The organism is Clostridium sp. BJN0013 (assembly GCF_040939125.1).
GTDB lineage: Bacteria > Bacillota > Clostridia > Clostridiales > Clostridiaceae > Clostridium_B.
The window spans coordinates 658,538-674,814 of sequence record NZ_CP162495.1 but is presented as its reverse complement, the minus strand read 5'-3'; the positions used below and the strand labels follow the sequence as shown (position 1 = coordinate 674,814).

14 protein-coding genes and 1 pseudogene are annotated in these 16,277 nt (G+C 29.7%); 6 read left to right on the top strand and 9 right to left on the bottom strand.

What is annotated here, in order from left to right:
* Positions 1 to 43 precede the first annotated feature (43 nt).
* The 3 genes and pseudogenes from greA to AB3K27_RS03665 form a co-directional block, all read right to left on the bottom strand.
* Positions 44 to 508, bottom strand: coding sequence for a transcription elongation factor GreA (greA, locus tag AB3K27_RS03675; protein WP_368489897.1), 465 nt, complete (start codon positions 506 to 508; stop codon positions 44 to 46).
* A gap of 194 nt (positions 509 to 702) precedes the next feature.
* The gene (locus AB3K27_RS03670) at positions 703 to 1,839 is read right to left on the bottom strand and encodes an ISAs1 family transposase (protein ID WP_368488402.1); all 1,137 of its coding nucleotides are present in this window, start codon (positions 1,837 to 1,839) and stop codon (positions 703 to 705) included.
* A gap of 133 nt (positions 1,840 to 1,972) precedes the next feature.
* Positions 1,973 to 3,108: pseudogene (locus AB3K27_RS03665) on the bottom strand (hypothetical protein); the annotation flags it as partial.
* 384 nt (positions 3,109 to 3,492) lie between these two features.
* Between AB3K27_RS03665 and AB3K27_RS03660 the strand changes: the two are divergent.
* Together AB3K27_RS03660 and AB3K27_RS03655 are read left to right on the top strand one after the other, a co-directional pair.
* Complete coding sequence (locus AB3K27_RS03660) at positions 3,493 to 4,137, top strand: undecaprenyl diphosphate synthase family protein (RefSeq protein ID WP_368489896.1); 645 nt, start codon at positions 3,493 to 3,495, stop codon at positions 4,135 to 4,137.
* Positions 4,138 to 4,227: 90 nt separating this feature from the next.
* Complete coding sequence (locus AB3K27_RS03655; RefSeq protein ID WP_368489895.1) at positions 4,228 to 4,389, top strand: DUF3787 domain-containing protein; 162 nt, start codon at positions 4,228 to 4,230, stop codon at positions 4,387 to 4,389.
* A 36-nt stretch (positions 4,390 to 4,425) separates the two neighbouring features.
* Here the strand turns inward: AB3K27_RS03655 and nifJ are convergent, their stop codons facing one another.
* Positions 4,426 to 7,944, bottom strand: coding sequence for a pyruvate:ferredoxin (flavodoxin) oxidoreductase (nifJ, locus tag AB3K27_RS03650; RefSeq protein ID WP_368489894.1), 3,519 nt, complete (start codon positions 7,942 to 7,944; stop codon positions 4,426 to 4,428).
* Between the two features lie 300 nt (positions 7,945 to 8,244).
* Here nifJ and AB3K27_RS03645 point away from each other — a divergent pair, with 300 nt between their 5' ends.
* Entirely contained in the window at positions 8,245 to 9,159 is a 915-nt protein-coding gene (locus AB3K27_RS03645) for a cation diffusion facilitator family transporter (RefSeq protein WP_368489893.1), read from the top strand.
* 28 nt (positions 9,160 to 9,187) lie between these two features.
* On the opposite strand, the gene AB3K27_RS03640 is transcribed toward AB3K27_RS03645, so the two are convergent.
* The 3 genes from AB3K27_RS03640 to cobS all read right to left on the bottom strand — a co-directional run bounded on the left by AB3K27_RS03640 (position 9,188) and on the right by cobS (position 11,379).
* Positions 9,188 to 9,385 (bottom strand): DUF1858 domain-containing protein, encoded by a 198-nt coding sequence (locus AB3K27_RS03640; protein ID WP_368489892.1) that lies wholly within the window; start codon positions 9,383 to 9,385, stop codon positions 9,188 to 9,190.
* 129 nt (positions 9,386 to 9,514) lie between these two features.
* On the bottom strand, positions 9,515 to 10,567 hold the full coding sequence (locus tag AB3K27_RS03635) for an FAD:protein FMN transferase (protein ID WP_368489891.1): 1,053 nt from the start codon (positions 10,565 to 10,567) through the stop codon (positions 9,515 to 9,517).
* Positions 10,568 to 10,620: 53 nt separating this feature from the next.
* On the bottom strand, positions 10,621 to 11,379 hold the full coding sequence (cobS, locus tag AB3K27_RS03630) for an adenosylcobinamide-GDP ribazoletransferase (protein ID WP_368489890.1): 759 nt from the start codon (positions 11,377 to 11,379) through the stop codon (positions 10,621 to 10,623).
* Between the two features lie 210 nt (positions 11,380 to 11,589).
* Here cobS and AB3K27_RS03625 point away from each other — a divergent pair, with 210 nt between their 5' ends.
* Positions 11,590 to 12,015: a Fur family transcriptional regulator gene (locus AB3K27_RS03625; protein ID WP_368489889.1), complete on the top strand. Its 426-nt coding sequence runs from the start codon at positions 11,590 to 11,592 to the stop codon at positions 12,013 to 12,015.
* Positions 12,016 to 12,143: 128 nt separating this feature from the next.
* On the opposite strand, the gene AB3K27_RS03620 is transcribed toward AB3K27_RS03625, so the two are convergent.
* Complete coding sequence (locus tag AB3K27_RS03620; protein WP_368489888.1) at positions 12,144 to 13,370, bottom strand: ABC transporter substrate-binding protein; 1,227 nt, start codon at positions 13,368 to 13,370, stop codon at positions 12,144 to 12,146.
* Between the two features lie 125 nt (positions 13,371 to 13,495).
* Here AB3K27_RS03620 and AB3K27_RS03615 point away from each other — a divergent pair, with 125 nt between their 5' ends.
* Entirely contained in the window at positions 13,496 to 14,434 is a 939-nt protein-coding gene (locus AB3K27_RS03615; RefSeq protein WP_368489887.1) for an FG-GAP repeat domain-containing protein, read from the top strand.
* A gap of 144 nt (positions 14,435 to 14,578) precedes the next feature.
* On the opposite strand, the gene AB3K27_RS03610 is transcribed toward AB3K27_RS03615, so the two are convergent.
* A complete protein-coding gene (locus AB3K27_RS03610) occupies positions 14,579 to 15,541 on the bottom strand; it encodes a helix-turn-helix transcriptional regulator (protein WP_368489886.1) in 963 nt (320 codons plus the stop codon).
* A 304-nt stretch (positions 15,542 to 15,845) separates the two neighbouring features.
* Here AB3K27_RS03610 and AB3K27_RS03605 point away from each other — a divergent pair, with 304 nt between their 5' ends.
* On the top strand, positions 15,846 to 16,223 hold the full coding sequence (locus AB3K27_RS03605) for a hypothetical protein (RefSeq protein ID WP_368489885.1): 378 nt from the start codon (positions 15,846 to 15,848) through the stop codon (positions 16,221 to 16,223).
* Positions 16,224 to 16,277 lie beyond the last annotated feature (54 nt).

Sequence of the window (16,277 nt, the reverse complement as noted above, 5' to 3'; positions counted from 1 at the left end):
AGAAATTACGTAGTAAAAAATATTCTGCTATAAAATATATCCATTATAGTAATTTCTCTACTCCTACATCATAATTTCCATCAGGTGATATTACTGTCGCCTTATCCCCTACCTTCAGCCTAAAAAGAGCCTTTCCCAGAGGAGATTCTATACTTATTTTCATATTCTTAACATCTGATTCTACAGAACTTACCAGGGTAACCTTTTCAACTTCGTCTACATCATAAAATTTTACTAAAGCAGTTTTATTTATATCAAACACATCTGTTTCCGATGAACTCTCTATTATTACAGCATTTTTAAGTTGATATTCAAGTTCTTGTATTCTAGTCTCAGTCATAGATTGATCTTCTTTAGCTGCGCTATAATCAGCATTTTCACTAAGGTCTCCCTGGGCACGGGCAGATTTTAAGGCAGCCTTAATCTCTACTCTTTTTACTGTTTTTAAATACTCTAATTCTTCCTCTAGTTTTTTCTTACCAGCTTCTGTCAAAATTACATCTTGCATAAAACTCACCTACATTCTAAATTCTATAAGTTTTTATTCTAGAAATCATCAAATTTCTATAGACTTAAAAACTTTCATACAGTTATTTACTTTACTATTTTATTATAAAGTATATAAAAATAAATAACAAGTGAAAGCAAATACAGGACAAACGCATGAAAATATATAACTACATAAGTAAGATTACGAGTTAACTAAATTTCCATAATTTTACTTATATATTCATCAGGTTTACAATTGATTGAAAATCTTTTTAATTTTAAACTCATCTTTTTTCCCATATCCAATAATTTTAATATAGATAATGCCCATTTTCTTATTATATTCATATTTTTATTTGCTGTTTCTTCAACTGTTTTAATGCTATCCTCTTTAAATGTAACATCTAAATGCCAGTGCATTATTTCTATTCCCCAATGACCTCGTACAGCTTTTTCAAATAAGTTTATTTCAGGGGCCAAACTACTTATATAATAACGTATTTCTTTACTTTCTTTATCTTTCTTCTTTATAGTTTTTTCTACAATTCCTATACTTTTAAGATTCTTCCATTTTTCCCTATTAGTTAGCCACTTAATGTCCTTTGTTTGATAATATTCCCTTATCTCAATTTGGCCATGTGACTTTTCAACTGTTTTTTTATAATTCCCATCTTTAATTATTTTTTCCCTAAAGTCATCATCTTCAAAATAGGTTATTAAATCATTATGCAGTATTTCTTGGTTCCCTTTTACTGCTAACACGTAGTCAGCTTTTTTCTTTATTATTTTCTCAGCAATTTTAGTTTGTGTTCCCATTGCATCTATTGTTACTACATATCCTTTTATTTGTAATCTATCTAACAATTCAGGAATTGCTAAAATCTCATTTTCTTTTTCTTTCACTGCACTTTGTCCAAAACAAACTCCTTCTTCATCACACCAGGCTGACACTATGTGTAGTGGTTTTTTACCTTCAGTCTTACTTCCTCTCATAGTTTTTCCATCTATGTTAAGTATTTTTTTTATACTTTCACCATCATTTTTAGATATATATTCATTCCAAGTAGATTGAATCTGTTGAATTAAATTAGGTTCTATCATTCCCATCACTCTTTGGAAAGTATCATGTGATGGAACGCCATTTTCTAATTTAAAATACCTTTTTAAAAGTGTTTCATGTAATTTACAAAATACCTCTATTTCAGTCCACTCATTTCCATTTCCTAAAGATGCAATCAAAACCATTCCCACAATTTCATTTATTGGATATCTTACTTTATTAAATTGTCTTGGATCATCTATATTTTTCAGTGACTCAAAAAAATCATACATATCATAAATATTCTTCATAAATTTAAAATCTCCCTTTTTATGATTTTATCAAAAAAAGTGGAGATTTTAAATAAAATTTATTTCATGCGTTTGTCCTGAAAGCAAATAAAGTAGGAATAGTTTAATTCCTACTTTACTTTGCAATTATTGATTATTTTAATATGGCTTTTAAATCTTCTTCTACAGTGGAAATAGGCATAATCGCAAATTTATCTACCAAAATATTTACTACATTTGGAGATAAAAAAGCAGGTAGAGAAGGACCTAAATGAATATTTTTAATTCCAAAAGAAAGAAGGGTCAAAAGTATACATACTGCTTTTTGCTCATACCAGGAAAGTATAAGTAAAAGAGGTAGCTCATTCACTCCACAATTAAACGCTTCTCCAAGTACTAGTGCAATCTTTATTGCAGAATATACATCATTACACTGACCTACATCTAGTAATCTTGGTAACTCTCCTATGGCTCCAAAATCCAACTTATTAAATCTGTATTTTCCACTATGTCAGGCCAGCCTACCACGCTGGAAGTAAATATTCTGTCACTATAACTATTTGATGGCTTTTGAATACAATTGGTTGTCATAAGAATACATCCTGGTATATTATTAAACTCTTTTTGCTGATCTTGCCATGCCCCACCATAATTACCTACCAGGTGGCTGTATTTTTTCAATTCCGGGTAACCACGACAAGGAAGCATTTCACCGTGGGTATATATATTTATTCCTTTACCTTCTGTCTGTTCCAGCAGCTGTTTTAAATCTTTAAGATCATGTCCTGACACAATTATAAAAGGTCCTCTTTTTTTACTTATTAAAACTTTTGTAGGTATAAGATTACCATAAATTCCCGTATTTGCTTCATCTAATATTTCCATAACCTTAAAATTTACCTGTCCAAGTTCCATATTCAATGAAAACCAATCTTCTACACCTAAACTATTATCCAAAGTACATGCCAGAACTTTATAAAAAAAATTATTTATTTCCTTGTCTTCTTTTCCAAGTACAGAAGCATGATGAGCATAAGCTGCCATTCCTTTAAGTCCATAAATTGCAAGTTCTCTTAAGGATCTTATATCTTCATTTAAATCTGAATCACACATTATTCCTATATTCCTTGCCTGCTTAAACATATTTTCTTTTTCAACAGGTGCCATATATTTTGCATCCTCTGGCACATCTATATTGCCTGCCATATTTATAAGTTGGGACTTTATATGGTTAGCTTTTTTTATAAGTTCTACAAATCTATCTTCGTCAAAATTTACATTAGTCACTGAAAACAAAACATATTAGTATTCATATATTTTCCCTCCTAAAACGTATAATTAAAATTTCACTTGATGTTATTTTTTATTTTAGCAGTCCCAATACTTATAGTCCGTAACATATGTTACAGAATAAAATTTAAATTATATCTTTTTAGAATAATCTGATAGTGTATTGGCAATAATTTAAAGTATTGTTTTAAAGATATACTTAGGCATTTTCAAATAAATAACTAGTCAGTACAGTAGCCCATTTTCCATAATACTGCGTCAGCAGAACCCTATGATAGCACCACTATCAAAGAAACCTACTTCCTTGTCTTATGGAAAATAGTCTTACCACTTTTGACTTGTTATTCATTTTCAGATGTCTTAAGTAAAAAGGAGGACTAAGAAATGTCAATGCCAGCTCACATAGGAATAATTCCAGATGGAAATAGGAGATGGGCACTTAAAAATGGTATGGCAAAGGAAAATGGCTATAATTTTGGTTTAAAGCCTGGCATAGAGTTATTTAAATTATGCGAAAAATTAGGTATAAAAGAATTAACTTATTATGGGTTTACCACAGATAATACAAAACGTCCTGCTCTACAAACCAAAGCATTCACTAAAGCATGCATAGACGCTGTAAAAATGTTGTCTAAAGAAAATGCTTCCCTTTTAGTAGTAGGAAATTTAGATTCTCCTATGTTCCCTAAATCACTTCTTCCCTATACTGTTAGAAAGAAATTTGGGAAAGGCGGGATCAAAATAAATTTTTTAGTAAATTACGGTTGGGAATGGGATCTAAGTAATGTAAAAAATCTTGGAACTACAAACAGATCCTCCATTATGTGTAATCTAAATTCCAGTGATATAACTAGAATAGATCTAATTATACGCTGGGGAGGCCGAAGAAGACTCAGCGGATTCCTTCCTGTTCAATCAGTATACTCAGATTTTTATATAATAGACGATTACTGGCCAGATTTTAAACCCGAACATTTAATGCAGGCTCTTAAATGGTATAAACATCAAGATATAACTTTAGGAGGATAAATATCAAAAAAAGCAGTTGATTCACTACAAATTTTTCCACTTATATGTTATGATTTTTCGAAAATACTATATATAGAGGTGATAAAAATCATGTCAAAAAATAAGCAGAAACTCAAACAACCAATTGTAGAAAATCACCAAACAGCCTCCTGGGCAAATATATATAAAACCAAGCCAACTTCAAAAGTACCCTTACCGAATAAAATAGAAGTTGAAAATGCTAAAGAATGGGTAGACAATAATGAAAAATAGATTAAAGGCCGTTTTAAAACGGCCTTTAATCTATTTTTACATTTGGGACAATTTTTTATATATTTCATATCTATCTCTGGCATTTTTTTCTGATAGGCTAAACAATCCTTCTGCTCTTTCTGGGAAAATACTTTTTAATGAAGAAAATCTTACTTCTCCATCTATATATTCCTTGAAAGAAGATGACGGTTCTTTAGAATCTAAAACAAAAGGATTTTTACCTTCTAATTTTAGCGCAGGGTTAAATCTATATAAATGCCAGTATCCACACTCCACTGCTTTTTTCTCTTCAGCCATACTAGTTCCCATCCCTGTTTTTATACCATGATTTATACATGGTGAATAAGCTATTATAAGAGATGGTCCTTTATAATTTTCAGCTTCTACTATTGTCTTTATAGTATGATTCATATTAGCGCCCATGGAAATCTGGGCTACATATACATATCCATAACTCATTGCCATAAGACCTAAATCTTTCTTTTTAGTCACCTTACCTGAAGCTGCAAATTTTGCTACAGCACCAGTTTGAGTTGCTTTAGAAGACTGACCTCCTGTATTTGAATAAACCTCTGTATCCATTACAAATAGATTCACATCTTCTCCTGAAGCCAATACATGATCTACACCCCCAAATCCAATATCATAAGCCCATCCGTCTCCACCTACTATCCAATGGGACTTTTTAGCCAGATAATCTTTCCTGTCAATTATTTCTTTTAATATAGGATCTTTTAAATAGTCGTAATTTTTAATGGCTTTTACCACTTTATCTGAAGTTATTTTTGATAAATTACCCTCTTCCATGGTATTAAGCCATTCATTAAAGGCTTCTTTTATATTATCATATTTACAATCTTTCAGATAAGAAGTCATAATAAACTTCAATCTTTCTCTCATTTGCTTTACTGCCAAGAACATACCATAACCATATTCTGCATTATCTTCAAATAGTGAATTTCCCCAGGAAGGTCCTTTTCCATTTGAATTTTTAGTATAAGCTATGGAAGGTGCACTTGCTCCCCATATAGAAGAACATCCTGTAGCATTCGCGATCATCATTCTTTCACCAAACAATTGTGTAAGCAGTTTTATATAAGGAGTTTCTCCGCATCCTGGACAAGCTCCATTAAATTCTAGAAGAGGTCTTATAAACTGACTTCCCTTTAACGTATTTCTATTTATTAAATCTTCCTTTGGAGTTATTTTTAATGCATAGTCCCAATTCTCTGATTCAACCTCAACTTTCTCCTCTAAAGGTTTCATAACAAGTGCTTTTCCAGGTGCAGGACATATATCTGCACAATTTCCACATCCTGTACAATCCATAGGACTTACCTGTATTTTGAAATTCAATCCATCTAATCCGCTGCCTAAGGCTTTTTTGCTTTGGAATCCCTGTGGTGAATTTTTTACTTCTTCTTCATTTAAAAGAAAAGATCTTATGGTGGCATGAGGACAAACCATTGCACACTGATTACACTGGATGCACTTATCAATTTGCCATTCTGGTATCATTACAGCTATGCCTCTTTTTTCATAGGCCGTTGTTCCAAGGGGATAGACTCCATCTGCCCTATCTAAAAATGCACTTACAGGTAAATCATCTCCTTCATTTCTTGCCATAGGCTTTTGAATATTTTTTACAAAATATGGAATATCACCAGGTTTACTGTCATACTCCCTTGCATTTATCCAACTTACAGGTACATCCACCCTTACAAGAGCTTCTATAGCTTTATCTACTGCCATTTTATTCATTTCTACTATATTTTTACCTTTTATTCCATAGGTTTTTTCTACGGATTCTTTTAAATATTTAAGGGCCTCATCTATAGGTATTACCTTAGCCAATTTGAAGAACACTGCCTGCATTACCATATTTATTCTTCCGCCGAGACCGATTTCCCTTGCAATTTTGACCGCATCTATAGTATAGAATTTTATATTATTTTGAAAAATATATTTTTTCATGTACGCTGGAAGTCTTTCTTCCAATTCTTTTTCCTTCCAAGGACAATTAAGCACAAAAGTCCCATTCTTTTTTAATCCTTTTAATATATTATAATTATATATAAAAGAATTATTATGACAGGCTACATAGTCTGCGCTGTGTACAAGATAAGGAGATTTTATAAATTTTTTACCAAATCTTAAATGGGATACAGTAGTTCCTCCAGACTTTTTACTATCATAAGAAAAATAGGCCTGAACATAAAGCTCCGTATTATCTCCTATTATTTTTATGGCAGATTTATTTGCTCCTACAGTACCGTCCGAACCTAACCCCCAAAATTTGCAGCTTATAGTTCCCTCTGGAGTGGTTTCTACCACTCCTTTCTCTTTAAGAGAAGTATTAGTTACATCATCTATTATTCCAATAGTAAATCTTCTTTTTGGTTCATTGGCAATCATATTTTCAAATACAGCTAATATTTGAGAAGGGGTAGTATCTTTAGATCCAAGTCCATATCTCCCACCCAATATCAAAGGTTTATTATCTCTTTCATAAAATACTTTACATACATCTAAATATAAAGGTTCCCCAATGGAGCCTGGTTCCTTGGTCCTATCCAGCACTGAAATAACTTTAACACTTAAAGGCAATATCCTCAAAAAATGTACTTCTGAAAAAGGTCTGTAAAGATGTACTTTTATACATCCCACTTTTCTCCCTTTTCCCATTAAATAATCTATACTTTCTTCTATAGTATCACATACGGAGCCCATAGCCACAATTACATGTTCAGCCTCCCTGTGTCCATAATATTCAAAAGGTTTATAATTTTTTCCCGTTATCTTGTTTATCTCCTCCATATATCTTTCTACAATTTGAGGCACTTTATCATAAAATTTGTTTGAAGCCTCTCTACTTTGAAAGTATATATCTGGATTTTGGGCGGTACCTCTGACTGTAGGATGTTCTGGATTTAAGGACCTATCTCTGAATTCCTGTATTGCATTATAGTCTACTAGAGATTTGATATCTTCATAATCTATAACTTCTATTTTCTGATATTCATGAGAAGTTCTAAATCCATCAAAAAAATGCAAAAATGGTACTTTAGCTTTTATAGCACTTAAATGAGCCACAAAAGCTAAATCCATGGCCTCTTGAACATTAGAAGATGCTAAGAGTGCAAAGCCAGTCTGCCTGCAGGCCATAACATCCTGGTGATCTCCAAATATTGAAAGTGCATGTGCTGCAACTGCACGGGCACTTACATGAAATACTGCAGGCAAATGCTCTCCTGCCATCTTATACATATTGGGAATCATAAGCAGAAGTCCCTGCGAGGCGGTATATGTAGTAGTTAATGCACCTGCTATTAAAGAACCGTGCACTGCTCCTGCAGCTCCTGCTTCTGACTGCATTTCAGCTACTTTAACAGTCTGACCAAAAATATTCTTTTTCCCATGGGCGGCCCATTCGTCTACCCCTTCGGCCATTGGTGTAGATGGTGTAATTGGATATATAGCAGCTACATCTGTAAAGGCATAAGAAGCATAAGCTGCCGCTTCATTCCCATCCATAGTCTTCTTAATCTTAACCATAATTTGTTACCCTCCTTTTTATATATTCTTTTATCTATTATTTGAAATATATAAATTCTCATGCATATAAACCATAAAAACATTTTATTTTCAAATAGCTTAATCAAAACAAGCTATTTCACATATACTATATAGGCAGCTAAATTATATATCATGAAATAGTACCTAAATTAATTTCATTATCAATTGATAAAATATATCAAGGCATTAATCTATTGACTTATAAGAATTTTTACTCTATTATATAGGTATTGTTATTTATCATTTGATAACTATTGAACTTAAAGGGAGATGTTTTAAGTGAAAGAAAAAGTAAAAGTGGCTAGGCTTTCTATTTTATCAAATACCGGATTAATTGGTATGAAATTAGTAGTAGGATTATCCACCGGTTCGGTTAGTATTATATCAGAAGCCATACACTCTACTATGGATTTAGCTGCATCCATAATAGCATTTTTTTCTGTGAAAATATCATCTAAACCTGCAGATAGACAGCACCCCTACGGACATGGTAAATTTGAAAATGTATCTGGTGTATTAGAGGCAGTACTGATATTTATAGCATCTTTGTGGATAATAATAGAATCTACTAAAAAATTAGTAAATGGACAGGAGGTTATTTCATCAAATATAGGTTTTATAGTTATGTTTTTATCTGCAGGTATAAATTATCTAGTATCTAAAAAATTATATAGCACATCAAAAAAAGTGGATTCCATAGCACTAGAGGCAGATGCTCTTCATCTTAAAACTGATGTATATACTTCTTTAGGAGTAGGCTTGGGATTATTTTTTATATGGATTACAGATCTTCACTTTTTAGATCCGCTAATAGCTATATTCGTAGCTTTATTTATTTTGAAAGAGGCCTTTGTCCTGCTAAAAGTTGCATTTGACCCTTTAGTAGATGTAAAGTTATGTGATAGGGAAATTGAAATCATAACCACAATTTTAAATAGATACAACTTCGGATACTGTGATTTCCACAAGTTAAGAACTAGAAAATCAGGAGATAAGCGATATGTAGATCTTCATCTGGTATTTCCACAAAATATGTCTGTAAAAAATGCCCATAATATTTGTGATAAAATAGAAACAGAAATAGAACATTCTTTAAAAAATACAGAATGTATGATTCACTTAGAATCCTGTAATAATAATTGTAAAAACTGTTCTTTTTATAAAACAGTAGAATGTAAAACAGATAGGAATTAAATTATCCTATCTGCTTTTAACTTCTTATTTAGTTTTTACTGTCATTTAATGCTTTAATCAATCTCTCTAGATCTATTCCATGCACTAGGGAAGCTTCCCTTAATGTCTCAGATTGTGCAGAAGGGCAACCCACGCATCCCATTCCAAAATTCATAAGTGTCTGAGCATTTGCAGGATTCATTCTTATTACTTCACCTACAGTAGTATCCTTATTAATTTTATCCATAATATTAACCTCTCTTTAATAATTTTTTACTAAGTATATAGTTAACTATTTAATTATAATTATTATCTATTTTAATACTAAAATCACATCATATCAAGATTAAAATAACTTTTCTAATGAAAAAGATTATTATTTAATATTCATCAATTTAAAACTGGAATCATCCACATTAAAATTGTTTTTTAATCCATCTGTAATATATATTTCTTTATTTTTAGTTATAAATATGGCATCTAAACCTTGTATTGTTTTCACATACTTCATTCCCTTATCTACTCCTAGATAAAATATGTTTTTGGTCATGGCATCTGCATCTATAGAAACATTGGTAACTAGAGTAACACTCGCCAGGTTATTATCCATAGGATACCCCGTAAATGGATTTAATATGTGATGATATTTTTTACCATTCTCCTCCAGATATCTTTCATATATGCCTGAAGTCACTACAGTCTTATTAGTAACTTTTATAGTTCCCACTTCTTTCCCTGTAGCTTCAAAAGGATTCTGTATTCCTATATTCCAGGGTTTGCCATTTATATTATTATTTATAACCACTACATTTCCTCCTAAATTTATAATAGCATGCTTAACCCCTTTTTCTTTTAATATTCTGGCAGCTTCGTCTGCCGAATATCCTTTAGCTATCCCTCCTAAATCTAAAGACATTCCTGATTTAGCCAACATTACCTTCTTATTTTCTTCATCTAATATAAGATCCTCATAGTTGACTAATACTTTTTTTTCATTGATCTCCTGTTGGGATGGAAGTCTAGCGTGGTCTGTGCCTATTCCCCAAAGTTTTACCAAAGGTCCAATAGTTATGTCAAAAGCTCCTGATGATTTCTGTGAATAGTACTTCCCTTTTTTTAAGACATAGAAAGTATCGTCTGATACTTTAACAAAATTTTTACCGGCATAATCTGCTACTGCATCTAATTCCGTACCAGATTTATTCACACTCATCTTATTCTCAATTTCTTTAATTCTATTAAAAGCTGCATCTATAACTGCCTCCCTTTTATCATCATAAACAGTTATAGTACATATAGTACCTAACATGTATTCAGTTTTTGAAATGGGTTCTACAGAAGAATAATTATTCACACATGAGCACAAAAAAATTACGCAAACCACCATGATTGCAGTGAAAATCATACATATATTTTTTTTATAGGTCATTTTTATTTATCTCCCTTTAATCAGTACTTAACTAAACTATAATCTACCTTAATCTACCTTGTAATTATAACACATAATATGGCCATAGTAAGTATTTCTATTATTTCATTATTTGCTCCAAATAAATCTCCAGTAAGCCCTCCTATTTTTCTATTACAGAATACATTAATTAAAAGTGACATAAGTAGTGCAGCAAATATTAGCATAATCACATATATAAAATTCATATTCATTAAAAAGAACAAAGTAATTACTGTTATGAAAGCAGCCAGAAAAAGTTCCCACCTACCTATATTTCCTATAAATAAATTTCCAGAACCCGTACTTTTAGCTGGTTTTCCTATAAACGCTATAAAAACTATTGAAAATCTAGCTATAACAGGTACAATTACTATTACTAAAGAAAATGAGGGTACTATAAAACAAAAAAAACTATATTTTAAAAGTATATCTGTTATTATAGCTAAACAGGCATAGGTTCCTATTCTACTGTCTTTCATAACTTCTATTATTTTATCTTTATCTTTAAAAGCAAAAAAACCATCACACATATCCCCCAGCCCATCTATATGCAATGCACCTGTAAGTATTATTCCCATTAAAATCACAATAACAATAGAAATATTTAGCGAAAATATACCTATACATAACTTATATGTAATCCATTGTATTCCCCCAACTATTACTCCTACAAGAGGCATAAAGCTAGCTCCTCTTCTAAAATTTTCTTTATTGCAAAATAAATTTCCGTTGATTGGAATTCTAGTTAATAATTGAAGTATTAAAAAGAAATCATTTAAAAGTTCTTTCATAATAATTTACCTTTCCATAATTAATCAAATACTGATATTATTTATTATATTATAACAATGTAGTATATACAAATTTACATATGCTTAAAATATTTATGACAAATTATATGATAATTTTACAATTTTGAAAATCATTACTTATAGATTATTTTTGACAAACAATAATTTTTATTATATAATTATAATTAATCCAGAATGAAGGTGGTGCATATGAATAACTTAACTTCTATATTTAGAGAAAAAAAACTGAAACTTACTCCTCAGAGAATTGCAGTATATAAGTATCTACAATCTACTAAAGAACATCCATCTGCTGAGACCATATATAAAACCCTTCAGGTAAACTACCCTACTATGAGCCTGGCAACTATATACAAAGCATTAAAAACGCTAGTTGAGGTAAATTTAATTCAGGAAATCAATGTAGGTGAAGGGAACTTCAGATATGATGGAAATACTTCTCCTCACTCTCATATACAGTGCTTATGCTGCGGAAAAGTCAATGATGTAGAAGGAGTTTGTTTTACAAGTTTAAACGACAAAATTAAAGATTGTGTTGATTATGAGGTAATAAGCAACCAAGTTTATTTTTATGGAATATGTAAAGATTGCGGCAAAAATAAAACCCATCAATAAGTTGCTTGAGATTGCTAAAGGCAGTTACTGTTTTAAATAAACACAAGTAACTGCCTACCTTTTCCGAAGACTGTACTTATTTAATACCCCATTTAAAGTGGGAATAATCACTCTATGCCCCTATTCTTCTAATAAGATTCATCCACCACTTCATTCCACTCATTATCAGTATATTTTCCTGAAAGTATACTGTCTATTTTAGAAGATATATTATTTGTGAAATTTTCTGGTATGTTATATATAAAACTAATATTATCTTCTGTACTATTTTGTAAATGTTCTACTACAGTTTTTTTAACTCCTTCTCTAGAAGTATTGGCATTTTTGTTGGCTGTCACAAATCCTTTGCCAGATAGCTTTTTTTGAATACCATCACTAAATATGAACTTTACAAAATCATCTACTACATCTCTATTTTCACTATTCATAGGAATACTTACTATAACATCTGACATAATTGGAACTTTTAATTTATTCTTGCCTTCTAGATCATAAGACCTTAAACATTCTACATTAGGATTGTCAAACTTATTTGCATAATAAGAAGATGCTATAATCATCGGAATATCATTTCTATTAAATTTCTCTATAGTACTCTCATTACCTATTTCAAAAGTATCTTCATCTATATATCCACCTTTTACTAGATCTTCCAGAACATCAAAACTTTTTTGAACCTGACTTAATTGTTTATATTCTGAAGGACTACTATCATATATATTTTCAAGTTTTCTCATTGGAATCATATTATTTAATATAATAGAAAATATGGTATTATTTATATCCATTCCTTCATTTAATACTACAGGCACTCTCTGTGATGAAGAATTAAGGGATTTTAAAGTTGTCTCTACTTCACTTATTGTACTTGGTACCTTTAAATTTAATTTATTAAAAGCTTCTTTATTAAATATTATCTCTACTGTATAGGGAATAATAGAAATTCCATAATATCTATCATTAAACCGACCATAGGATTTTGCTACAGTATAATATCTATTACTTAAATTATTTTTTTCATATAAATTCCACATATTAGATAAAAGACTTTTTCTAACTAATTTCAACATATCATTTCTAGAAGTAAATACAACATCTATATCCTTACTTTCACTTATGTCCTCTTCTATTTTACCCCCTATGGCGTTATTTATATCAAGTTGAGTTTTAGGATTTTCCTTTTTATATTCATCTGTTAAAAACTTTATTATATTTAAAGATTCCTTATCTTTTACACCTATATATAAATTTATCTGTTCATTTTTTGAAGATTCTTCTTTTCTACCACAGGCATATAAATTAAATGCACATATTATAATTAATAAAATCGCTATGCTCTTATTCTTATAAACCATACCTTTCCTCATCTCACTTTTTAATAAGATACAGATCAAATTCAATATTAATATTCTACAAATTTATTTTATACATAATAATTAAATATATAATACATTCATATAATTAAATGGAGGTGAAATTCATGAAATTCAGGGTACTATTTCTAAAAAAGACACATATATATCTTGTAATATTAATATTGTTATTTACAATATTATTTATACTTTTTATAACATCCAAAACTTCTCCTACATCCAATATTATTTCCAATAATAAAAATATAAAGGCAGATTTTAATGGAGACGGAAAAGATGATATATTATCTGTTACCCGGGTAGATAACAATTACTTAATGGAAGTAACAATTAACAATAAAACCTTTAGTTTTAAAACAGATGAAAATTCTCCTATAATTGAAACTTATTCTCCCTATTGGCCCATAAGAGTTACTCTTATGGACGTATCAAGAAATAAGATTCCAGAAATATTTATACAAGGTTCCAAAGAAAACAAACCATTACAACGTGTTTTTATATTCCATAATAATAATTTCGATAATGTTCTCTCTAATTCTAATAACATACTGGGATTTATAGATTGTAAAAATAATAAAACTCCAAAGGTTATATCTGGTAAAATTCAAGGAAATACCATAGCTTTTTCAAATTACATTTTTTTGAATTATAAATTTACAAATTATAGCTATGATACCAATAAAACTTTTATAGGCAAAGATACCATATGTACATTCATAAAACTCATTGAAGGTCTTCCCGAAAGTGAGTCCTATAAACCAAACAGTATATTTTCATCTGATATATCTAAAGAGGACATGTCCTTGATAGGAAATCTGTCGGGAGAAAATAATTCCTATGTATTTCAAGATGCATTGTTTAAAGAAAATAAATGTGATAATAATGGGAACATATCAGAGATCTGTTGGACGCTAAATTTCAGAGGTATATCCAATTCTGATAATAGTATAGTAAAGAACTACACATTGGATTTAACATTAACACCGGATAAAAACAGTAAAGATAATTATTATTTTAGAATTGCTTCCATGTACAAACAAAAGTAAAAATAAAAGGGACCGTTTAATGCGGTCCCAAGGGGGATGGGGGGTTATTACATCAAATAACACTTATTATCTGATGTAAAGGAGAATTATATCTCCAATTACATTTATTATAATATCCAAATAGGAATAAAGTATTCACATAAATTAAAAATTATAATATTTTTTATATAATTCTTCTACTTCTAATTTGATACTTTCTCTTAGTACTTTAGGTTCAATTACTTCTGCATTTTTTCCAAATCCCAGTATCCACTGTTTTACATCTTTAATATCATCTACATATAAGCTAAATAATATACTTCCTCCCTGTAATTCATCTATAATCTGATTCACATGCCATTTGGTATGTTGAATAAAACTGGCTATTTCTTTATCAAATCTTATTACTATTTTTATTTTATCTTCAACAAATAATCCCCAATGATTATTTAAATAATCTTTTAAAGAAAAAGTATGTGGTCTCATATATATATCATTACTTACTTTCAAACTTTTTATCCTATCCAATTGAAAATTCTCTACATCATTTTTCATATGACAATATCCTATTATATGCCAGGCACCCTCTTTAAATATTAAATCATAAGGATCCACTTTTCTCATAGTTAAGTCATTTTTATTTATAGAAAAATAATTTATATTTAAACTTCGTCCTTTGCTCATGGAAAGATTAATTTTATATATCTTATGTTCTAAATTTTCCACATTGCCTATTGAATTTATAGAAAAATTTCCCGTATTACCTATTCTATCTAAATTCATGCTTTTATTTATGTACAAATTCTTTATCTTATGAACGGCGCTTTTTAAATCCTTTTCATATACAAATCCTGTTTTCTCAGTAAACGTTTGTGAAGCCATGAATAGAGCTTTGAGTTCTTCCTCATTTAAATCCGCAGATTTCATATAAAAATTTTTATCTATGTAAAATCCTCCATATCTTCCTTTCTTGGTATGAACTGGTATATTGGCTTTATTTAAACTATTTATATATCTATAGATAGTCTTCTTATCTACTTTTAACATTTCAGATAACTCTGACGCTGTAGTTAACTCCTTATATTGTAATATTATTATCATTTCTAATAAGTTAGAAATTTTAGACATGTATTTTACCTCCAGTGTAAATATCATAATATTTAATATATATCGTTATTTTCTATATTTTTTTTAGTGTATTTTTACATAAAATTAAAATTTGTATTATTTGAAATAGTTTACACAAATATCTATTGCTTTAACTACATACCTTACTTTCTGTATCAAATTTTCCATTTAAGAATAGTATATAGTATAATTAGGTCTACATTATCTACTATCTGCTCGATAAATTTATTCTCATTAATATACTTTCAAATAAAATTTAAAAGTAACTTTAGTAAAGTTCTACTTAGAATAAGGGGTGAATGTAATGTCAAAACACCATCACAGAAATTATAATACAGGCTTTAATTTAGGTGATATTTTAAGAAATATAGATATTACTCAACTTATGTCCATATTATCAGCTTTAGGAGGTTCTAATAATAATTTATCCAAAGATAAATTAAGTGCAATGCTGGATAATTTGGATTTAGGTGATATATCTAAAGCAGCTAATAAATCCGGATTGAACGAATCTAATATAAAGTCTCAACTTGCTACACTTGAAAATAGATTATCTAAAATGGAGAATGAAAGTTCTACTAAAGAGCAATTGATAAACACAATAAAAGAACTTCAAAACTCTCCTGATGCAGTTAAAACATTAAATGATTTTATTAATTCGAACTTTAAAAATTCTAATTAATAAATCTATAATTAAAGGCAGATTTAAAATAAATTAAATAAAAGATACTATCAA